The organism is Streptomyces sp. NPDC054872, from assembly GCF_053610705.1.
In genome coordinates this window covers 176,352-196,628 of sequence record NZ_JBSGYY010000005.1, presented here as the reverse complement: position 1 = coordinate 196,628, position 20,277 = coordinate 176,352, and the positions used below count along the sequence as shown (strand labels likewise).

The following is a 20,277-nucleotide window of genomic DNA, read 5'->3' as shown; positions in this document are numbered from 1 at the left end:
CTTCCGTGCGCCGGCCGGACCACGGTCCCCGCGCGTCAGTCGCATGAGTCGCATCAGTAGGCCCCTTGTCCCTGGAGCACCGCCCGCAGGGTCTTCCACAAGATCACTGTGTCCAGGGCGAGCGACCAGTCCTCCACGTACCGCAGGTCGAGGCGGACCGCCTCCTCCCACGGCAGGTCGCTGCGCCCGCTGATCTGCCACAGGCCGGTGAGCCCCGGCTTGACGAGGAGCCGGCGCCGGATGTCCGGGCCGTACGCGGCGGACTCCTCCGGCAGCGGAGGCCGCGGTCCGACGAGCGACATCGAGCCGGTGAGGACGTTGAAGAGCTGCGGGAGCTCGTCGAGCGAGTACCGGCGCAGCACCGTTCCCACGCGGGTCACGCGGGGATCCCGGCGGAGCTTGAACAGCAGCCCCGCGCCCTCGTTGTGTTCGGTTAGCTCGGCGCGTGCCGCGTCGGCACCGACGACCATGGTGCGGAACTTGAAGATGGTGAACTCGTGTCCGTCCTTGCCCACTCTGCGCTGGCGGTACAAGGCCCCGCCCCGGCTGTCCATCAGCACGAGCAGCCCGACGAGCACCATCAGGGGCGCGAACAGCAGCAGCAGAACTGCCGCGCCCAGCCGGTCCACGACTCCTTTGACCACCCGGCGGCCGCCGGTGAAGGTCGGCATGCTGACCCGGAGCAGCGGTATCCCGAGCACCGCGTCGACATGCAGCCGAGGTCCCGCCACTTCCATCAGTACGGGGGCCACGACCATCTCCGCGTCGCTGCCCTCGAGGTTCCAGGCCAGTCGTTGCAGTCCGTCCGGTGACCAGTGCGGGTCCGGGGTGACCGCCACGACGCGGTAGCCGTCGCGACGGACGTGGCCGGCTACGTCGGACAGCCGGCCGACGACCGGCACGCCGTCCAGATGGTCACTGTCGAGTCCATAACCGTCCGACGTGCACACCGCCTCGACGCGCCAGCCCAGATGCGGGAACTTGCGGGTCCGGGCGATCAGGTCGCTCACGGTGGCCAGGCTCCCGGCAGCGAGCACCGGGCGCAGGCATCGCCCCTCTTTACGGTGTCTGTGCAGCCACAGGCGCAGCAGATACCGCTCGGTCATGATGACGAGCGCGATCGCCGGGATCGCGACGAATATCCAGAGCTTGATGTTGCGCGAGGTGAGTGCTATCCCCCCGAGCGCCAGCACGACGGCCGCCGTGAACACCGCGCGTCCGAGCCGGCGGAACTCCTCCGCGCCCTGGCCCAGTACGGCCGGAGCCCACGACCTGCTCGCCGCGAGTGCTCCCAGCACAAGGAGCTCCGTGCCGAAGGCGAGGATGCGCCACTTCTCGTGCCAGTTGGCGGCGTCCCGGACCCCGAAGAAGCCGCCGATCGACGCCACCACGAAGGCGGTGACCACGGCGTCGCTGGTGATCACGACGCGGCGGTAACGCTGTTCCCAGTCAAATGATGGTCGGCTGATTGTCCCGTTCCCCGGACGCCCGTGCGCCGGCGGAAACGGGCTGACTAATTCCCCCTGTTGCACAGACCCCCCCAGGTCGCCAGTGGGCTCGACGTGTTCGCTCCACACGGTTCCTCCCCCCGGGAGGCCCCCGCCCCCCGCACTGTGTCCTCCCCTCGGGAGGCCCCCGCCCCCCGTGCCACGCCACGCTGTTCCTCCCCCCGGGAGGCCCTCGCCCCCAGCGAATGGCTCCCGGATATTTCAGCGTTACTTGAGCACCCCACCCAAGCGGCAGCGGACTTGCATGCGCTGCCACCAGACCTTCGACGCGCGCAAAAGCCCGTCGAAACCCCGGGTGTTCCCCACACCCTGGGTTTCTTCCGGGCACCACGAATTGATCACCCCCAAGCCTGGCGCCGGGGTACGCAAACTACTGGTCGCCCGTGGCGCCGGACTTATAGATCATCTTTTGTCGCCTCGTGTCCGCATGTGAAGCACGGTCAATCTAGACCATTGGCGCCGGTCTGAAGAGGGGATGTGTGTAATTTGTGGTCAACCTTTGAAGCTTGTTCAACTCGCCGGTGATCACCCGGGTTGCTTTGATAGGGCACGGACTCCCTGTGACCTGCGTGAACGGGACTTTTCAGGTCTGCTGGAACCGCCAACTCCGCGGCGTTCGGAGGTGGTTGGCTCAAGACCGCCGTCGCCGGAGCCCCGTCTTCCGCAGTGATCGCGTAGGGGTGCCGGGATCTTGTGTGGTGGAAAGACCGCGAGTAGTGCCCTTGGGGCTGCAGTGATCGTCGAGGGGGTGGGCGGCACCGGCCCGAGGCGCGGCGGGGCGGCTTGATGCGGGGGGTGAGTGCTGTATGTGGGTGAAGCCGCAACGGCTCATCGAATTGAGCCTCGACCTCAGGTTTAGGGTGAGTCCGGGATATCGGGCCACCTCGGTTCAGCCAATTTCGGGACTCGATACATGGCCGATTCCGGTCGGGGCAACCGAAGGGTCGGTCCCGTGTCGACGGTGAATGCGCGGTACGGGCTTCGCCGCTCAAAGGAGGCCGCGTGTTCGAAGGATTCGAGACAGCGCAGATCGAGGTCGGCGAGGCTTCCGTCTTCGTCCGCTTCGGTGGCCACGGCCCGCCGGTGGTGCTGCTGCACGGGCACCCCCGCACTTCGGCGACGTGGCACCGGGTGGCTCCGCTGCTCGTGCGAGCCGGTCACACGGTGGTGTGTCCGGATCTGAGGGGGTACGGGCGCTCCAGGGGTCCGAGCTTCACGGCGGATCACGTCGGCTACTCCAAGCGCGCGGTGGCCGACGACGTGATGGCCGTGATGCGCCGCCTCGGACATCGCCGCTTCTCCCTCCTCGGGCACGACCGCGGAGGCAGCGTGGCTCTGCGCCTCGCACTCGACCACCCCGAGAGCGTCTCCCGGGTGGTGTTCGCGGACTGCCTGCCGCTGACGGAGCATCTGTCGCGGATCACCCCCGAGTTCGCCACGCAGTGGTGGCACTGGTTCTTCTTCGCGCAACCGGGCATCCCCGAGCGTGTCATCTCCGCTGACCCTGACAGCTGGTACCACGGCGACCCCGAGACGATGGGGGAGGAGAACCACAAGGAGTGGCGGCAGGCCACACGCGATCCCGATGTGGTGAGAGCGATGCTTGAGGACTACCGCGCCGGCCTCACGGTCGACCGACGCCACGAGGAAGCCGACCGTGCGGCCGGTAGGCGCATTACCTGCCCGACGCTGGTCCTGTGGTCTCTCCGGGACGACCTGGAGGACCGCTACGGGGACCCTCGCGCGATCTGGCGCCGATGGGCCACCGACGTCCGAGGTCACGGCATCGAATCCGGCCACCACGTCGCGGAACAGGCCCCCGAGGCCTTGGCCGCCGCACTGACGGACTTCCTTCGATCAACCCCGGACGGCGGGTAGCGACTGCGTGCGCAGTACGTGACGTGGACCGGCCCGCGATGGCGTCGACGGCGGTTCAGGGGCGCCAGGGTTGGCAGTAGCCCTCCAGCAGTGGTCCGCCGAGCAGGTCGAGAGTTCGCTTCACCGCCGTGGCCAACGGCTGGGGATCGGCGTGCTCGGCCACTGCCAGGTGGCCGTCAAGGAGGGCTTTGCCCAGCGCGGGGTCGGCACTGAGCAGCCGCCGGGGAAGCCATTTGCCGATGCCCGTCCAGGCGCCGTGGTGCGCGGTGACCAGGTCTGCTGCCAGACGCAGCACCTGGTCGGCGAGGGAAAGCTGTTCGTGCCGATCGCGGGGAAGGGTGTCGACCAGGTCGTCCAGGAAACAGGTGAGCGCGTAGCGGCCGTGTTCCCACTCGGCCGTGGTGAGCGGGGGAGGGCCGGAGGCAAGCATGTCGCGGGCCAGTTCGCGCGTACGGGCCACGTGACCGTGCGGATCGGTCAGCGGCAGGCCTTGGTCGTAGACGAACAGGACGGTTCCCCGACGCCGGGCCCGGTCCCAGGCGAAGAACTCCGGTATGTCGGCCGGGGTATTGAGGAACAACTCGACCGTGCGGCCCTCGTGGCGCCTCACCTCCCGCCGGCTGATGTCCGAGTCCGGAACAAGGACGGCCACATCCAGATCGCTGGCCGCCGTCGCGCGCCCTTGGGCGGCGGAGCCACCGAGCAAGGCTCCCAGGGCGTCGGGAAAGAGTTCGGTGACCACGCGGAGGGCTTGGGCTGCCGCAGCTTCTTGACCATGCATGGGCGCTCATCGTGCCAGGTGACGGAAGCGCAGTTCTGCGGCACCCCGTCCACGTAGCCCGCGGTAGAGGTCGGCTGCCGCTGCCGCGCTGTCTGACGCGCAGTCCAACACCGGCCTGCGGGCCGCGCCACCAGCCGGGCCTGCGAGCTGCCCCGAGTGCTGGGGAACCACAAAACGGGGAGCTATCCCCGATTCGTGTTACGGTCTCCACCGCCACCCAAGCGGGGAGTAATCCCCACTTCCTTCCGGGAGCCGTCGATGCGCACGTCCCACCCCACCCTCCGACTCGCCGACCTCACCGAGGACTTCACGGCCGACCCCTACTCCGCCTTCACCGCACTGCGCTCCCGCGGGCCCGTCCACCATGTGCGGTTCCCCACCGGGGACGAGTCGTGGCTGGTGGTCGGGCACGAGGAAGTGCGCGCCGCGTTCGTGGACCCCCGCTTCCGTAACGACGTACGCCACTCCGCCGACTTCGAGGACGACGGGCTGTACGCCGTGGGCCGCAACATGCTTCAGGTCGACCCGCCCGATCACACCCGCCTGCGAACGCTGGTGGCCCGCGAGTTCACCGCCCGACGCGTCCAGGCGCTGCGGCCCCGCGTCCAGGAGGCCGCCGACGCGCTCCTGGACGCCGTGGGCGCCGACGGCCGTGCCGACCTCGTGGCCGCGTACGCCTATCCGCTGCCGCTCACCATCATCTGCGAGCTGCTCGGCGTACCGGACGCGGACCGGACCGCCTTCCGCGCGTGGTCCACCAAAGTCGTCGCACTCGACGACGCGGAGCAGTCCGCCCGCGCCTCGCAGGAGATGGCGGTGTACCTCGCGGGGCTGGCGGAGCAGAAGCGGGCCCTGCCAGAAGCGGCGGAGAGTGATCTGCTGCACGCGCTGGTCCGAACCCACGACAGGGACGAAGCCGACCGGCTCACGCCGGAGGAACTGCTCGGCATGGCCTTCCTGCTGCTCGTCGCGGGGCACGAGACCACCGTCAACCTCATCGCCAACGCCGTCCACCTGCTGCTCCGGCACCCCGAGCAGCTCGCAGCCCTCCGCGCCGACCCGGAGTTGCTCACCGGCGCGGTGGAGGAAACGCTCCGCTTCGAGTCGCCCGCGCCGGCGGGCACCTATCGCTACACGGCTGAACCCGTCACCCTCGGCGGTGCTCACCTACCGGCGGGTGCGCGTGTCGTGCTCTCCATCGCCGCCGCGAACCGCGACCCCGTACGCTTCCCGGACCCTGAACGGTTCGACATCCGCCGCGATCCATCCGTGACCCGCGCCCATCTCGCCTTCGGACACGGGCTGCACCACTGTCTGGGCGCCCCGCTGGCGCGCCTGGAGGCGACCCTGGCCCTGCGCGCCCTGCTGGACCGCTTCCCTCGCCTGACCTTTGACGGCGACGCCGCCCCGCAGTGGAGGGCCAGTCTCATGCGGAGCCTGCGAGAGGTGCCGGTGCGCTGGTAGCCACCGGAACCCTTACGGCAGCAGTGATGCCGTTTTCCCCTGAGTTGCCCGGGTGTGCGCATCCTGATGGCCCTCGTGATCGTTCAAGTGGGCATGAAGAACACGAAGCGCGTCGTTGTCGCCCTGTCCGCTGCCGCTGCTGCTTTTGCCGTGGCCGCACCCGCACCCGCTCATGCCGACGAGAGCCCCCGTGAGGGCAGCATCAACCTTCCCGACGATCCCCGTCAGGTCGTCGACGGAGTGCGTACGGGTCTTGAGGTGGCGTCCATGGGCTTGGAAGCGGCGCAGGCCCGCTGAGTAGTTGAGCTACTGCGAGTCGAGCGGCCGAGGGCCGAGCGGCTGAGGACCGAGCGGCTGAGGGCCGAGCGAAGCAAACCGGGGCCCGCCCACCCCGCAACTGGCCCGCGCCCAAGGGGGTCCGCCCGTCGCCGGGTGGGCCCTCTACTGGTTGAAAGTGAGCCGGTAAGGTAGCGCTCTTCGGGCGGCTCGGCCCCCGGAGTCCCCAAGGCGACCGCTCATGAATCTGTGCCGCGTACCTGCTCGTTCCCGTGCCGCGATCCGTCACGTGTGGCGACTTCCCGTTGTCGATGCCGCCCGGGGGCTCCGGGCCCTGTGGTGGAGTGTCGGGCCTGCCGGGGAGCTCGCGGTCCTGCTCGTCCACCGGCGCTACCTTGAGCGCGGCCGCTACCCCAAGGGGTGGATCGGGCTACGGCCGACGCTCCCGTTCAGCGGCGAATTGCTCACCGTCACGGGACAGGGGGAGCAGCGGACCCCGGTGCAGGACATCGCGATGTGGCCCAGCCACCTAGCCCTTCTGCCGGACTGCCGATTCCTGCTGGTGAGCGGTCGTACGTCCCTGAACCAGGCCGAGGGCCTCTGGAAGCCCAATGCCGTGGTGTTCTCCCCGTCCGGCACACCTGAAGCCGAGTTCTGCGTGGGAGATGACATCCCCGCCTTGGTCACCGACGCCCACGGTGGCATCTGGACGGCTTACGGAGACGAAGGCATCTACGGCGGCCACCCGGAGTCCGGGGCCGGCCTGGCAGGTTGGGACATCCAGGGGAAGTCGTCCTGGACTCCGGACGGACGACTGCCCGACCACCCGCTGGAAGGCTGCACCGCGGCGACCGAGAACGGACGGGTATGGCTGGTCTGGTACTCGGGCAGCGGCAGAGGCGGCACCTTCCTGACCCGGATCACCCCGTCCACCGGCGGCGTGGTCAGCCATCCCAGCCCCGTCCGTGCCCCGGACGGCTTCGCGGTCCGCGGCAACCGGGCGGTGCTCACCCGCCGGGACCACAACAAGCGGTCCGTGGAACTCACCCGCGCCGAGCTCGACGGCGGCACCTGGACAGTCACCGGCCGGGAGCGGATCCGTGTGCCGGGCCGGGTCGTGCTGCGCTGCGGTCAGGGCCGCGACGGCTTTCTCTGGCTCCGCGCGGGCAACACCTGGCTGCGCATAGAGGCATGAGCATCTTGACGAACGGGTGGCCGACGCGGTGCGATCGGTGACCGCGAGCGCCTCACCTGTCGCACTCAGTCGGAGCGGGCTTCCACTGGCTGCCGCAGAATCGTTCTGAGTTCGGCGGGGCTCGTCCTGCGCGGATCGCTGAGGTAGATCTCGTGGTGCAGCCCCGTCTCGCGAAGGTCGTTGGCGGGCAGGTACTCCTGGTGCAGCCTGTTCAGGGCCGGGGTCTCGTCGTCGTACGAGCCGATGTGCAGGAGCTGGGCGCTGGTGCCCTCGCGCAGGGTCTCCGACCGGACGTCCGCGATGGCCGGGAGGTTCTTCTTGGCGAGGGCGGTGCGCTTGGCGTCATCGATCATGTCGCCGGTGACCCAGTCGGGGAGGTTGATGAGCAGCCTCCACCGCCAGTTGTCCTTGCGCCTGGTCAGGAAGTCGTCCATGTCGTCGGCCCACCACAGTCCTTCGAGCGGGCCGACGACGAAATCCTTTCCGAGGTTGTTCTTGCTCGCGAATTTGACGGTGTAGGCGACCGGATAGAGCGCCTCCACCGCGCGGCGGTACTCGGCGCCGGTGTTGGGATCGCCGTGCCCGTCGATGGCGAGGAAGTGCAGCTCGGGGACGTCGAGGAGCTCCCAGTCAGTGTTCCTGGGCGCATAGCAGCTCTTGAGCTCACGCTTGACGTCGTACTTGGCGGTCATGCCGGGGCGCCTTCCTGACGAGGGACGGTCCACCCAAGCACAGGCCCACCGGCACGAAGAAGCACCACGGCCCCATCCGGTTCAGACTCCGGGGTCCGCTTCGATGGGGCCCGGCTGCAGCGCACGGGCCGCCTCGAGCTGCGCGCCGAAGGCCAGGCCCAGGTACAGGGCTATCGAGGTCAGGTAGGCCCAGAGCAGCAAGGACATGAAGGCGCTGAGCGGACCATAGACAGTGTCGAAGGAACCGCTGAGCGAGAGGTACAGGCTCAGCAGGCCGGTCAGAGCTGTCCACAGAAGGAGGTAGACCGCCGCGCCGAACGCCAGCCACGTATAACCGGGTTGGCGCCGCCGCGGCGCGAGCCTGAAGATGATGCTCGCCGCCACGAGTGCCAGCACGAAGCCCAACGGCCAGCGCGCCACCCCGAACAGCGTGGTCACCCAGGGCCCGGCACCGAAGACCGACACCGCCGCGGCCGCCAGGTCACGGCCCGCCACCATGACGACGAATCCCAGGCCCAGAGGCAGGCCCGCGGTCACGGCCATGACCAAGCCGCGCAAGTACTTGCGGTGGAAGGGCCGGTCGCGCTCGTTGCCGTAGATCCGATTGGCGCCGCGTTCGATCTGGCACATCGCCGTGGTGACGTTGGTCAGGGAGAACACGAGCCCGAACCAGAGAGCGGCCTGGGTCCCACCGTCAGCGGTACGGCGGCTGCGGGCCAGCGCCTCGTCGACGACATCGGCGCTCGGTCCCTGTGCCATGCGGTGGATGACCACCTCGGCGAACCGGCCGATGCCCTGTGTGTGCAGCACGCTCGACAGGCCGACGAAGACGATCGCGAGCGGGACGAGCGCGAGGACCGTCTGCAGTGCCAGCGCCCGGGAGTGACTGAACCCGTCGGCGTAGCGGAACCGCACGAAGGCGTCGCGCAGCAGCCGCCAGCCCCCGTAGTGGCGCAGCGCCACGAAGGCCTCGTCGCCGGAGAGCTCATCGCCCTCCATGTCCCGCGTCTGCGGAACCGTCGTCGCCGTGCCCATGCTCCGCCCCGTTCGTCCGTTGTACGTCGCCGGCAGGAGGTTCCTGCGCACCAGTGCCCGGTGCCCAGGCGCCGACGCCGTAATCCGGCGTCGCCGTCATCCGCGGGCATGGCCGCGCGTGCACCGGGACCAGCGCCAAAGGGTACGTGCTGTGACGGGCGGCTGTCGGTGCCGGAAACTCGCGTGACAGCGTGGTGGGCCCTTGGCACGATGGCCCCTCGCCATGACCGACTGAGCCCTGGAGGAACGCCACGGCCGGCAACGACGAACTCGCCCCCGCCGGACTGCCGTGGGCTGCCGTCGACCCTGACCTGAACGCCTTCGTGTGGAGCGACGGAGACCATGCCGAGCTCGCCGGGATGATTGCGCCGATGGTGCCGCCCGCCGATGCCGGGTGGGAGGCAAGACACCGGTTCGTCGACGAGGTCACGGCGCTGGTGGCTGCCCGGTACGGCCGTTGGGCGTGCGGATGGCATTGGGCACTGGGTGAGGGCGGTGGCGGAGGCGTGGTCGCCAGCTGGTGCTGTGCTTCTCATTCCGTGGGGGAGCCCGCTGCCACGGCTGCCAAGGTGGTGGCCTCGCTGCTGGAGTGGCGCGACTGGCTCGAGGAACTGGCGGAAAGATTCGAGCAGTTGGCACCGCCCGCCGCCGAGGACCGAAGCTGGCATCTGGATCGGGCTGCCACGCGCCTGGTGACGGTGGTGGTCGACCGCACGGGCGCCGAATGCGGTTGGTACGGACTCTGCCACACGGTCCTGACGTGGTTCCTCACGTCCACCGGCATGCGGCCGGAGCCCGCCAGAGCAGCCGTGGAGCGGGCGATCGGCGGACGCTTCGAGAGCTGGACGCAACCGTCGTCCGTCCTGGTCGATGCCGTGGGAGAGGATCTTGCCGTGGGCCTGACCGGAGACCGGCCTCATCGTGGCTGATGAAGCCCTGACCGGAGACCGGCCCTATCGTGACTCCTGACGCCCTGGCCGCCTGGGGGAGAGTCAGATCCCAGGTCGACTGGACCTCGGCGGCCGCTGAGACGCCTGCACCTGTCGAGGCGACCGTGGACGGCTTGGCCACTTGGTGCGCCGCACAGGGCCGTCCCGGGGACCCGGCTCGCGGCCACCGGCTGCTTGCGGCACTGGCCCGATCGCGCGCGGACGCATCGCACGGAGGCACGCTCGGCTGCGCGCTGCTGGCCTCATGGCAGCGCGTTGTCCTCGGCAGGCCGCGGGTTGCTTTCCGGCAGGGCGATGCCTACGCCAAGGGCGGCCAGGAACGCTACGCACTGACCCCGGGCACTCAGGCGGGCTTCGAGCGCTGCCTGCGCGAGAGCACCGACGCGAACGTGCCCCTGGCTTCCCGTGCGGCCAGGGCCTACCTGGACGTGGCGTTCTTCCACCCGTTCCCCGACGGCAACGCCCGCCTCGCCATGCTGGCCCTTGGCCACGTACTGGAACGGGACGGGGTCCGGCTGGATCAGACCGGCCCCTTGCAGACCACCCGTTACGCGGATGACGCGGACGGCGCAGCGGACCTGGCCGCCTTGGTGGGCGTCCTCATCCGAGCGACACATCGCCGGGCGACCGGCGCCCACCCTCCGGAGCACGACGCCTCGGCGTAGGCAGCCTCATGCCGCTCACCTGGCCCGTGCGTGCGTCTACGCTGTTCGTCATGAGCCGTTGGGAAGAACTGACTGGTGGGACGTCCGGCGAGGACTATGCCGCCCGTTTCGCGGCCCTGGCCGACAGCGGCAAGGACATGCACGGTGAGGCAGGGTTGTGCGCCGCGCTGGTGCCTGCCGGGGGGCGGGTGCTGGATGCCGGGTGCGGGACCGGCCGGGTCATGATCCGGTTGGCGGAGCTCGGGTACGACTGCGTCGGGGTCGATCTGGACGCCTCCATGCTGGCCGTGGCGCGCAAGCAGGCGCCGGAACTGCCCTGGATCCAGGCCGACTTGGCCACGTTCGACCCAGTCGAACTTCAGGTGGGGCCGGGCTTCGACCTGGTGGTCGCCGCCGGGAACATCTTCCCGCTGCTTGCCACCGGGACCGAGGCCACGGTGGTGAGCCGTCTGGCCGCCACCCTGCGCCCGGGCGGCCTCTTGGTCGCCGGATTCGGCCTGGACAAGGCCCACCTGCCGGTGTCGCCCACCATCACCCTGCCCGAGTACGACGCCTACTGCGCCGCCGCCCACCTCAGCCTCGTGGACCGCTTCGCGACGTGGGCCGCCGACGCCTACGAGGGCGGCGGTTATGCCGTCAGTGTCCATCGGGCGCAGCGCGACTGATGGACCGCGGGCCGCGCGGGGGCGCCGCAGTTCGGCACTCCGACCGTCGGCCGCCTGCGGCCCCACCGTGCGTTGGCCGACAGCTGAGATCCGGATCACCAACCGCAGTTCGAAGGTGTCGAACTACGGGGTGGACGTCGAGTTCCGCGACGCGAAGGGTGGGCGCATCTCCGAGGGCTTCGCCGCGACCAAGCGTGCTGTCGAAGGTGCAGGGGACTCCTCGCCTCGCCTCGGCCCGTTCAGATGCCGTTCGCCGCACAACCATCCGGCGTTTCCGCGTGTCTCGAAGGTGAATCACATCTGCGCGCACGTGTCTCGACGTCGCTCGCGCGCTCAAGGAGGAATCGTGGGCATTCGCCGACCTGCCATATCGACCGCCGTAGCCGCCGCCCTGATCGGAACGCTCGGCGTGCCGATCGTCGCGGGCAGCGCCTTCGCGGAGGACGGCGCCGCGACCGTGCGCGAGGACTTCGACGGTGACGGCTACCAGGACGTCGCCGTCGCCGCCCCCGGCGCGAAGGTCGGCGGCCACGCCCGGGCCGGCCACATCACGGTCAGCTACGGCTCGGCGCAGGGCCTCGACCCGGCGCGCACCACGGTCATCACCCAGGACACCGAGGGTGTGCCCGGCGCCTCCGGCGACGACCAGGTCTTCGGCTACGCGATGATCTCCCGCGACCTGGACGGCGACGGCCTGACCGATCTCGCGGTGGTCGCCCGCGACTACCGGCCGGAGAACAACGTCAACGGCTCGGTGATCGTGCTGTGGGGCCGGGAGACCGGCATCACCGGCCAGGGCGCCGTCCGTATCGGCGCACCGGCAGATACCCAGGTCGGCGACGACATCACCGCGGGGGACTTCGACGGCGACGGGCACGCCGACCTGTTCATGCGCAACGGCGCGGACTACGACTATCACGACGTGCTCTACGGCCCCTTCGACCGGAGCGGCACTGCCGCCCGCGAGCAGGAGGTGAAGGTCTACAGCACCGACAACTCCATCAACTCGACGGCCACGGGCGACTTCAACGGCGACGGCATCGAGGACCTCGCGACCTTCTACGTCTACGAGAACCATGCCGAGGGCGGCAAGCTGTGGCTCGGCACCGAGGCCGGCCTGTCCACTGTCCCGCAGCGCCTGAACTCATCCGCCGGCACGGCCGTCGCCGACTTCGACCATGACGGCTACGCCGACCTCGCCACCCGGATCTTCCCGAACGGCGACACCGAGGGCACCGAGGAAGACCCCGGCACCGTCAAGATCTACTACGGTTCGGCGTCCGGCCCCAGCCAGACCCGTACGCAGACCATCACCCAGAGCACGGCGGGTGTGCCCGGGGCGAGCGAGAAGGGCGACCAATTCGGCGGGCGGCTGAGCACGGGCGACGTGAACGCGGACGGCTACCCCGACCTGGCCGTCGGGGTGCCCGGCGAGGCGATCGGCTCGAAGGCGAAAGCGGGCGCCGTCGTGCTGCTCAAGGGCGGCAAGAACGGGCTGACTGGCACGGGCGCGCAGGCGTTCCACCAGGACACGGATGGTGTGCCGGGAGTCGCGGAGTCCGGCGACCTGTTCGGCGGATCGCTGCGTGTGCTCGACATGACGGGTGAGGGCAAGGCGGACCTGGTCACGGGGGCTCCGGGGGAGAACCTGGGCAGCGTCGTCAACGGTGGCGCGGTGTGGCTGTTGCGCGGCACCTCTTCGGGGGCGACAGCCTCGAAGTCGGTCGCGTACAACCCGGTGGACATCGGAGCACCGGCGGCGCAGGCGTGGTTCGGGGCGAACCTGAGCAACGACAACGGCTCCGGAACGGTGATCCCCTAGCGCTGGAGGTGGCTCCGGGGCAGTGCACGGCCGCGGGAGGGTTTCCTGCGGTGGAGCGTTCGTGCTGGTGGCTTCCGTGTCACTCATTGAGGTGCAGTACGGCCGCGTCACGTAGGTGATGGGGCAGCCGTTTGTTTCTGTTCATCCTGTTATGGGATGAACGGAAGGTGCCCTGGTGAGGAGCACGTCGGTGCTGGAACACCTGTGGGCCCAGGAGATCAGGTGCCCTGTCGGCAGCTGGTCGCTCTGACGTCCCGCCGTGCTCATGCCTCAGGAGTCCTTCCGTGTCTGCTCCCAGCTCTACGCAGGTCCGCCTTCCCCTCGTCGCCCTCCTGGCCGTTGCCTGCACGGCGGGCCTGGTGCAGGCCCCGGCCCACGCCGCGGATCTTCCCGCAGGTGACGACCGGGCGTTGCAACGGCAGCTGCGGGAACTGACCACCGCGCCCGGTGGACCTCCCGGAGCGATCGCCGTGCTCAAGCGCGGGCCCCGTACCGAGGTCTACCGGGCCGGGGTGGCCAAGACGGGCACCGACCGTCCGATCAGAGTCACCGACCACATGCGCATCGCCAGCACGGCCAAGGCGTACAGCGGCGCGGTCGCCCTGCAGCTCGTCGACTGCGGGGAGCTGCGCCTGGACGACACCATCGGCAAGGTGCTTCCCCGGCTGCCGCGCGCCTGGCATCGGGTCACGCTGCGCCAGCTCCTGAACCACACCAGCGGCCTGCCGGACTTCAGCGCGGACCCGAAGTTCGTGGACCTGGTGACGGAGAACCCGCGCCGCCACTTCGACTCCCGCCGACTGCTGGACTTCGTGGCCGATGAGCCGCTGAGGTTCCGCCCCGGGTCCCGCTACACCTACTCCAACTCCGACAACATCGCGGTGGCACTGATGGCGGAGGCGGTGACGGACCGTCCCTACGAAGAGCTGCTCGCCGAGTTCGTGTACCGCCCGCTGGGCCTGCGCGGCACCAGCCTGCCGCAGGGCTACCGCATGCCCAGGCCGTACATGCACGGCTACGACATCACCGCGTCGAACCCGCCCGAGGACCTCAGCGAGGTGCTGAGCGCGTCGGGCGTGTGGGCATCGGGCGGGATCATCTCGACACCGAAGGACATGACGGCCTTCATCCGCGGCTACGCCGGCGCAAAGCTGATCTCCGACCGGACACGCCGCCAGCAGCGGAAGTGGGTGAACGGTGCGTCCGAACCCGCGGGCCCCGGCAAGAACAAGGCCGGTCTGGCGATCTTCCGGTATGCCACCCGATGTGGCGTGGTGTACGGCCACACGGGCAACTTCCCCGGCTACACGCAACTGATCGCGGCGACCCCGGACGGCAAGCGGTCGCTGACCCTCTCCCTCACCACCCAGATCAACAAGACGAACAAGCCGGAACTCCTGGAGCGACTGCGGACCGTGGAGGAGAACTTCGTCTGCGCGCTGTTGCGCAAGTAGGCCCCCCACCTCAACTCCGGCTCTGCTCAACCAAGGCCCAGGTCAGATGGCTTGAACGTCGCCGCGGGTGGAGGAGGCGACCGTGTCGCGGTGGGCGAAGTCACCGGGCGGGATGCCGGGGTGGTGGCTGGGCGTGTGCTCCGGCGCGGTCGCGGCCGGGCCGAGGGTGAGCCGGGAGACGATGCGGTAGCGGTCGCCGCGGTAGAGCGAGTGGACGTACTCGACCGGGCAGCCGGAATGATCCGAGGTGAGCCGCTCGACCAGCAGGGCGGGGGAGAGTTCGGGCACTTCGAGTACCTCGGCCTCGGCCCGGGTCACCACCGTCGGCTCGATGGTCTGGGTCGCTTCGCGGACGTGAACGTCGTGGTGTTCGCTCAGATGCTCGTACAGATCGCCGCTCTCCAGTTCCTGCGCGGAGAGGCCGGGCACCAGATCGGCTCGGATGTGCAGGTGCTCGATGGCCATCGGGGCGCCGTCGACGAGCCGCAGCCGGGCCACGTACACGATCCGGGCGGCGGGGGAGAGGCGCAGTTTGCGGCCGACGCGGGCGCCGGCCTGGATGGTGGTGAACTCCAGGAGACGGCTGGACCAGGCGCCCCCCGCGCGCGGCACCTCAAGGCCGTGCGCGGGCGAGATCAGTTCCTGAGTGATCTTCTCCGGCGCGACGAACATGCCGCGACCGTGTTCGCGGACCAGAACGCCCGCCGCGACCAGTTCATCGACGGCCGCGCGCAGGGTGGGGCGCGAGACACCCAGGTCCGCGCAGAGCGCGCGCTCGGAGGGGATGGGATCGCCGGGGCGCTGTGACTCGATGAGTTGCAGGAGGTGGTCACGGACCCGCTCCCGCTTGAGCACAGCTCCTGAGGAGCGCCGTCCGACCCCTGCCTTCGCTGTCCCGCCCGCGTCGTTCGCGTCGGTGGTCACCGTCCGCCCCCTCTTGCCGTACGACCAGCTGCCTGACCAGTTGACCACGAAAGCGTGGAGATCGACAACCAAATCATTAACTCCCCTGTGTGCAGCGGGGGTTGACGCAGCCATTGGTCTATGCCAGCTTTCTCCCTCACCAGAGGTCACCTGACCAGTTAGTTGCTGGTCAGGTCCGGCACCCCAGAGGTGAACCGTGAAGTTCCGTTTCCTTGCCGGTGTGTCCGCGCTCGTCGCGGTCGCCGGGCTCAGCGCCTGCTCATCCGGCTCCGGCGACGGGGATTCGGCCGGCGGCGGGAAGACAGCGATCGACGTGTGGCTGATGCGTGACAGTGTCTCCGCCGCCTTCCAGAAGGACTTCGAGAAGGGCTTCGAAGCCGCGCACCCGGACATCGACGTACGCATCCAGATCCAGGAGTGGGACGGCATCGGCGAGAAGGTGACCGCCGCGCTGGCCAGCAACGACGCCCCCGACGTCATCGAGACGGGCAACACCCAGGTCGCCCAGTTCGCACAGAGCGGCGGCCTGAAGGACCTGAGCGACAAGGTCGAGGACCTCGGCGGCGACGCCTGGCTCAAGGGGCTCGCCGAACCGGGGGCCTGGGAGGGCAAGCAGTACGGCATCCCGTACTACGCGGCGAACCGCGTCGTCATCTACCGCAAGGACCTCTTCGAAAAGGCCGGCATCGACGCCGCCGCCATCAAGACCCGCGACCAGTGGGTGGCCGCGACGAAGAAGCTCAACAAGGGCTCCCAGCAAGGCATTTACCTGCCCGGGCAGAACTGGTACACCTACGCCGGCTTCGTCTGGGACGAGGGCGGTGACCTCGCCACCGAGTCGGACGGCACCTGGAAGGGCGCACTGGACAGCCCCGAAGCGCTGCGCGCCATGGCCTTCTACGAAAAGCTGCAAGCACTCGGCAAGGGGCCGAAGGACTCCGACGAGGCGCAGCCGCCACAGGCCGAGGTGATGGCCAAGGGCCAGGTCGCGCAGGTCATCAGCACGCCGGGCGGAGCCAATGTCGTCGCCCAGAACAACCCTGAACTCAAGGACAAGCTGGGGTTCTTCCCCATCCCGGGCAAGACGGCCGACACCCCCGGCGCGGTCTTCACGGGCGGCTCCGACCTGGTGATCCCGACGGTGTCACAGCATCACGACGCCGCGTACACCTTCGTCAAGGAGCTGACCGGCGACACATGGCAGAAGAAGCTCGCCGTCGCGATGAGCTACGTCCCCAACAAGACCACGCTCGCCACCGCGGTCGCCGACGATCCGGGCGCCTCCGCCATGGCGGTCGGAGCGGCCGTCGGCCACGCGACGCCCAACACGCCGGGCTGGGCAGCCGTCGAGGCCAAGAACCCCATCAAGGACTACCTGACCGCCGTCCTCACCGGCGGCGATCCGAAGAAGAAGGCCGCCGAGGCATCCGACGCCATCACCAACGCCATGAAGTCCGGCTCCTGACCCGCCCCTTGACCACGCCGCGTCGAAACCCCGCACCGAGAACCCACAGCGAGAGGAGTACGCCGTGACGATCGTCCGCGACCCGGTGGTGTCCCGACCGCCTCGGCGCACGCCCATCACCCCCACCCGCCGCTCCACGATGTCCGGCATCTGGCCTTACCTGCTCGTCGCGCCCACGGTCCTCGGGATGCTGTACCTGCTCGTCTACCCGCTGGCGCGGGCCGTCCTGATCTCCTTCCAGGACTTCGGCCTGCGCCAGCTCATCCTCGGTGAAGCGCACTTCACCGGCCTCGACAACTACACGGAACTGCTGTCCGACCCGCGGTTCTGGGCCGTGGTGCGCCGCACCTTCCTCTTCATGGCCGTCAACGTCGCACTGATCATGGTCCTGTCGACACTCGTGGCGCTGATGGTCGAGCGGCTCGGACGCTTCGGCCGCACAGCCGTGCTCAGCGCACTCGTCCTCACCTGGGCGATGCCCGTGGTCGCGGCGACCACCGTGTTCCAGTGGCTCTTCCACTCCGAGTTCGGCATCGTCAACCACGCCCTCACCGGCCTCGGCTTCAGCTCCTTCGACGGCTACCCCTGGCTGGCACACGGGCCGGCGGCGTTCGCCATCCTCGTCACGCTGGTCGTGTGGCAGTCGGTGCCGTTCGCGGCGATCACCCTGTACTCGGCGCTGACCACCGTGCCCGCCGAGCTCTACGAGGCCGCCCGCATCGACGGCGCGTCCGGGTTCCGGATCTTCCACTCCGTCACCCTGCCGATCGTACGACCGATCTTCATGCTCGTGCTCTCCCTCGAAGTCATCTGGACGTTCAAGGCGTTCGTGCAGATCTGGGTGATGACCCGCGGCGGCCCCGGCGACGCCACGACGATCCTGCCGGTCTACGCCGTGCAGACCGCACTGGCCCAGCAGCGCTACGACCTCGGATCGGCCGCGTCGATGCTGACCGTGCTGCTCATGTCCGGCGTCCTTGTCGCCTACTTCCGCCAGATGTTCCGACAGGAGAACGAGCTGTGACGACCTCGCGCGCACTGCGCCGCCTGCCGCTCAACATCGCCGCCACCGTGACGGTCGTCGTCTGCCTCTTCCCCGTCTACTGGATGGTCACCACCGCCTTCAAGCCGTCCCGCGACATCCAGTCCGACAGCCCTCAACTGCTGCCGCAGAGCTGGACGTTCGACCACTTCCGGCGAGCCGTCGACGCGGACGGATTCGCGCTGTTCTGGCGCAACAGCGTGCTCGTCACCCTGGCCGCCGTCGCCCTGGCCCTGATCGTCGCGCTCGGTGCCTCGTTCGCGGTGGCCCGGATGCGCTGGCGCGGCCGCCGTCAGTTCATGCTCATGGTGTTCATCGCGCAGATGGCACCGTGGGAGTCCCTGATCATCCCCGTCTACATCATCTCCCGGGACACCGGGATGCTCGACCGGCTGCCGACACTGACCCTCGTCTACTTCATGATGACGTTGCCCTTCACCGTCGTCGTGCTGCGCGGCTTCATCGCCACGATCCCGGCGGAACTCGAGGAGTCGGCGCAGGTCGACGGCTGCACCCGGTTCGGCGCGTTCCGGTATGTGGCGTTTCCGCTGCTCGCACCGGGACTGATGGCGACGTCGCTGTTCGGCTACATCACGGCGTGGAACGAGTTCGCCTACGCCAACTTCCTGATCATCAAGCAGCAGGACCACCGGACGCTGCCGGTGTGGCTGTCCTCGTTCCACAACACCTTCGGCACCGACTGGGGCGCCACCATGGCCGCCTCGACCCTGTTCGCGCTGCCCGCCCTGGCGATCTTCCTGCTGCTGCAGCGACACGTGACATCAGGGTTCGCCTCCGGCGCCGTCAAGGGCTGACCCGCACCGCGCCCGTCCCGCATCCCCACGCCCGCACCGGAGGTCCGCCGTGCCCGCGTCCCGCCCCACGCTCGTGCCCGCACCCACCCAACTGACGCTGCGACCGGGCCACTTCACGCTCGACGCAGCAACCTCGCTCCGCGTCACACCGGGCGCCGAAACCGCCGCCGCCCTGCTGCGCACCCTCGTCGCACCCGCCACCGGCCTCCCGCTCCCCGCCGCCCCCGACGGACCTTTCGTCCTCGCACACGACCCGGGACTGAGCGGACTCGGCACAGAGGGCTACGGCCTGACCGTCTCGGCCGACGCCGTGCTGCTGAGAGCCGCCCACCCCACCGGCCTCCTGCGCGGCATCCAGACGATCCGGCAACTGCTCCCCGTCGAGGCCCTGTCCGGCCGTGCCCGCCCCGGCGTGTCCTGGCGACTTCCCTGCGTCGAGATCACCGACGTACCGCGGCGCGCCTGGCGCGGCTTCATGCTCGACGTGGCACGCCACTTCCAGCCCGTGTCATTCCTGCGCCGCTACGTCGATCTGCTGGCCCTGCACAAACTGAACGTGCTGCATCTGCACCTCACCGACGACCAGGGCTGGCGCATGCCGGTGCCTGACTACCCGCTGCTGACCGAGGTGGGCGCGCGGCGCGCACAGTCCATGGTGGGCCCCGACGGGTCCGACATCTTCGACGGAACCCCCCACGAGGGGGCCTACACGGAAAGGGAACTACGCGACCTGGTCGCCTATGCCACCGACCGCGGCGTCACCATCGTGCCCGAAGTGGAGATGCCCGGCCACACCCGCGCGGCTCTGGCCGCCTACCCCGAACTCGGCAACATCCCGGGCCGCCGGCTCGACGTCTGGACCCGCTGGGGCGTGTGCGACACAGTCCTGGGCGTCCACGAGCCCGTCCTCGACTTCTGCCGCACCGTCCTCGACACCGTCCTGGACGTCTTCCCCTCCCCACACATACACGTCGGCGGCGACGAATGCCCCACGATCGAGTGGGCCACCAGCGGCGCCGCACGGGAACGCGTCGAGGCCGAAGGCCTTTCGGGGCCAGGCGAGTTGCGCGGCTGGTTCCTCGCCAGGATCGGCGCCCACCTCCTGGAGCGCGGCCGGATCCCGACCGCCTGGGCCGAGACAGGGGAGGGCCTGCCGCCCGAGTTCACCCTCATGACCTGGCGCGATCCCGAGCACACCCGCGTCGCCCTCAAACGCGGTCACACCGTGGTCAGCAGCCACTACAGCGCCACCTACCTCGACTACGCCCAGTCCGCATCCCCGGACGAACCACCTGCCCAGCCCGGAGCCGTGGTCGATCTGCGCGCCGTGCACGACCACGACCCACCCGACGACCGCACCGCAGGCGGCGAACTGCTCGGCGTACAAGCCCAGTTGTGGACCGAACTCGCCCCCACCGCCGGTCACGTCGACTACTTGGCCTTCCCCCGGCTTGCCGCACTCGCCGACCGGGCCTGGCACGGCGCCTCGCCCTGGCCCCTGGCACGCGCACGCCTGATCGCACACGGCGCCAGGCTCGCCGCACTCGGCGTGCGGCACGGACCGTTCGACCCGTACGTCCCCGTCCCCCACCGTTTCGGAGAGGAAACGAGATGAGTCCTGCACGAAAGCCCTCCCGCACCGCCCT

At 69.4% G+C, this 20,277-nt stretch carries 18 protein-coding genes; 13 read left to right on the top strand and 5 right to left on the bottom strand.

The features are described from left to right. Positions 1 to 53 precede the first annotated feature (53 nt). Positions 54 to 1,532: a sugar transferase gene (locus ACWGIH_RS08365; RefSeq protein ID WP_453444986.1), complete on the bottom strand. Its 1,479-nt coding sequence runs from the start codon at positions 1,530 to 1,532 to the stop codon at positions 54 to 56. A 978-nt stretch (positions 1,533 to 2,510) separates the two neighbouring features. Here ACWGIH_RS08365 and ACWGIH_RS08360 point away from each other — a divergent pair. Next, complete coding sequence (locus ACWGIH_RS08360; RefSeq protein ID WP_453444776.1) at positions 2,511 to 3,386, top strand: alpha/beta fold hydrolase; 876 nt, start codon at positions 2,511 to 2,513, stop codon at positions 3,384 to 3,386. Positions 3,387 to 3,441: 55 nt separating this feature from the next. Here ACWGIH_RS08360 and ACWGIH_RS08355 read toward each other — a convergent pair whose 3' ends face one another. Continuing rightward, positions 3,442 to 4,167 carry a nucleotidyltransferase domain-containing protein gene (locus ACWGIH_RS08355; protein ID WP_453444775.1) on the bottom strand — a complete coding sequence of 242 codons (726 nt, stop codon included), beginning with the start codon at positions 4,165 to 4,167 and terminating at the stop codon, positions 3,442 to 3,444. A gap of 258 nt (positions 4,168 to 4,425) precedes the next feature. On the opposite strand from ACWGIH_RS08355, the gene ACWGIH_RS08350 reads away from it, so the two are divergent. The 3 genes from ACWGIH_RS08350 (at position 4,426) to ACWGIH_RS08340 (ending at position 7,102) form a co-directional block, all read left to right on the top strand. Next, a complete protein-coding gene (locus ACWGIH_RS08350; protein ID WP_453444774.1) occupies positions 4,426 to 5,631 on the top strand; it encodes a cytochrome P450 family protein in 1,206 nt (401 codons plus the stop codon). 93 nt (positions 5,632 to 5,724) lie between these two features. After that, a complete protein-coding gene (locus ACWGIH_RS08345; RefSeq protein WP_453444773.1) occupies positions 5,725 to 5,928 on the top strand; it encodes a hypothetical protein in 204 nt (67 codons plus the stop codon). A gap of 268 nt (positions 5,929 to 6,196) precedes the next feature. Further along, on the top strand, positions 6,197 to 7,102 hold the full coding sequence (locus ACWGIH_RS08340; protein ID WP_453444772.1) for a hypothetical protein: 906 nt from the start codon (positions 6,197 to 6,199) through the stop codon (positions 7,100 to 7,102). 65 nt (positions 7,103 to 7,167) lie between these two features. On the opposite strand, the gene ACWGIH_RS08335 is transcribed toward ACWGIH_RS08340, so the two are convergent. Next, positions 7,168 to 7,794: a GyrI-like domain-containing protein gene (locus ACWGIH_RS08335; RefSeq protein ID WP_453444771.1), complete on the bottom strand. Its 627-nt coding sequence runs from the start codon at positions 7,792 to 7,794 to the stop codon at positions 7,168 to 7,170. Positions 7,795 to 7,875: 81 nt separating this feature from the next. Then, the gene (locus ACWGIH_RS08330) at positions 7,876 to 8,829 is read right to left on the bottom strand and encodes a YihY/virulence factor BrkB family protein (protein ID WP_453444770.1); all 954 of its coding nucleotides are present in this window, start codon (positions 8,827 to 8,829) and stop codon (positions 7,876 to 7,878) included. Between the two features lie 371 nt (positions 8,830 to 9,200). Between ACWGIH_RS08330 and ACWGIH_RS08325 the strand changes: the two genes are divergently transcribed. From ACWGIH_RS08325 to ACWGIH_RS08305, 5 genes are all read left to right on the top strand, one after another. Beyond that, the gene (locus ACWGIH_RS08325; protein WP_453444769.1) at positions 9,201 to 9,758 is read left to right on the top strand and encodes a hypothetical protein; all 558 of its coding nucleotides are present in this window, start codon (positions 9,201 to 9,203) and stop codon (positions 9,756 to 9,758) included. A gap of 125 nt (positions 9,759 to 9,883) precedes the next feature. Next, positions 9,884 to 10,444 (top strand): Fic family protein, encoded by a 561-nt coding sequence (locus tag ACWGIH_RS08320; RefSeq protein ID WP_453444984.1) that lies wholly within the window; start codon positions 9,884 to 9,886, stop codon positions 10,442 to 10,444. Between the two features lie 50 nt (positions 10,445 to 10,494). Beyond that, a complete protein-coding gene (locus ACWGIH_RS08315) occupies positions 10,495 to 11,109 on the top strand; it encodes a class I SAM-dependent methyltransferase (protein ID WP_453444768.1) in 615 nt (204 codons plus the stop codon). 346 nt (positions 11,110 to 11,455) lie between these two features. Beyond that, positions 11,456 to 12,931, top strand: coding sequence for an FG-GAP and VCBS repeat-containing protein (locus ACWGIH_RS08310; RefSeq protein ID WP_453444767.1), 1,476 nt, complete (start codon positions 11,456 to 11,458; stop codon positions 12,929 to 12,931). A 284-nt stretch (positions 12,932 to 13,215) separates the two neighbouring features. Continuing rightward, positions 13,216 to 14,385 (top strand): serine hydrolase domain-containing protein, encoded by a 1,170-nt coding sequence (locus ACWGIH_RS08305; RefSeq protein ID WP_453444765.1) that lies wholly within the window; start codon positions 13,216 to 13,218, stop codon positions 14,383 to 14,385. Between the two features lie 42 nt (positions 14,386 to 14,427). On the opposite strand, the gene ACWGIH_RS08300 is transcribed toward ACWGIH_RS08305, so the two are convergent. After that, complete coding sequence (locus tag ACWGIH_RS08300) at positions 14,428 to 15,240, bottom strand: GntR family transcriptional regulator (RefSeq protein ID WP_453444983.1); 813 nt, start codon at positions 15,238 to 15,240, stop codon at positions 14,428 to 14,430. Positions 15,241 to 15,505: 265 nt separating this feature from the next. Between ACWGIH_RS08300 and ACWGIH_RS08295 the strand changes: the two genes are divergently transcribed. The 4 genes from ACWGIH_RS08295 to ACWGIH_RS08280 all read left to right on the top strand — a co-directional run bounded on the left by ACWGIH_RS08295 (position 15,506) and on the right by ACWGIH_RS08280 (position 20,246). Beyond that, positions 15,506 to 16,774, top strand: a complete 1,269-nt coding sequence (locus tag ACWGIH_RS08295) for an extracellular solute-binding protein (protein WP_453444764.1) — start codon at positions 15,506 to 15,508, stop codon at positions 16,772 to 16,774. Positions 16,775 to 16,913: 139 nt separating this feature from the next. Continuing rightward, the gene (locus ACWGIH_RS08290) at positions 16,914 to 17,798 is read left to right on the top strand and encodes a carbohydrate ABC transporter permease (RefSeq protein WP_453444981.1); all 885 of its coding nucleotides are present in this window, start codon (positions 16,914 to 16,916) and stop codon (positions 17,796 to 17,798) included. Then, positions 17,795 to 18,631 (top strand): carbohydrate ABC transporter permease, encoded by an 837-nt coding sequence (locus tag ACWGIH_RS08285; RefSeq protein ID WP_453444763.1) that lies wholly within the window; start codon positions 17,795 to 17,797, stop codon positions 18,629 to 18,631. The genes ACWGIH_RS08290 and ACWGIH_RS08285 overlap by 4 nt, the downstream gene beginning before the upstream one ends. Positions 18,632 to 18,680: 49 nt before the next feature. Further along, positions 18,681 to 20,246 (top strand): beta-N-acetylhexosaminidase, encoded by a 1,566-nt coding sequence (locus tag ACWGIH_RS08280; protein WP_453444762.1) that lies wholly within the window; start codon positions 18,681 to 18,683, stop codon positions 20,244 to 20,246. The last annotated feature ends 31 nt before the right edge of the window (positions 20,247 to 20,277 follow it).

What these genes read in the sequence shown, in the direction of transcription:
- ACWGIH_RS08355 (WP_453444775.1), bottom strand. Translation starts at nt 4,167, where the DNA reads ATGCATGGTCAAGAAGCTGCGGCAGCCCAAGCCCTCCGCGTGGTCACC.
- ACWGIH_RS08350 (WP_453444774.1), top strand. Translation starts at nt 4,426, where the DNA reads ATGCGCACGTCCCACCCCACCCTCCGACTCGCCGACCTCACCGAGGAC.
- ACWGIH_RS08345 (WP_453444773.1), top strand. Translation starts at nt 5,725, where the DNA reads ATGAAGAACACGAAGCGCGTCGTTGTCGCCCTGTCCGCTGCCGCTGCT.
- ACWGIH_RS08335 (WP_453444771.1), bottom strand. Translation starts at nt 7,794, where the DNA reads ATGACCGCCAAGTACGACGTCAAGCGTGAGCTCAAGAGCTGCTATGCG.
- ACWGIH_RS08330 (WP_453444770.1), bottom strand. Translation starts at nt 8,829, where the DNA reads ATGGGCACGGCGACGACGGTTCCGCAGACGCGGGACATGGAGGGCGAT.
- ACWGIH_RS08325 (WP_453444769.1), top strand. Translation starts at nt 9,201, where the DNA reads ATGGTGCCGCCCGCCGATGCCGGGTGGGAGGCAAGACACCGGTTCGTC.
- ACWGIH_RS08315 (WP_453444768.1), top strand. Translation starts at nt 10,495, where the DNA reads ATGAGCCGTTGGGAAGAACTGACTGGTGGGACGTCCGGCGAGGACTAT.
- ACWGIH_RS08290 (WP_453444981.1), top strand. Translation starts at nt 16,914, where the DNA reads ATGTCCGGCATCTGGCCTTACCTGCTCGTCGCGCCCACGGTCCTCGGG.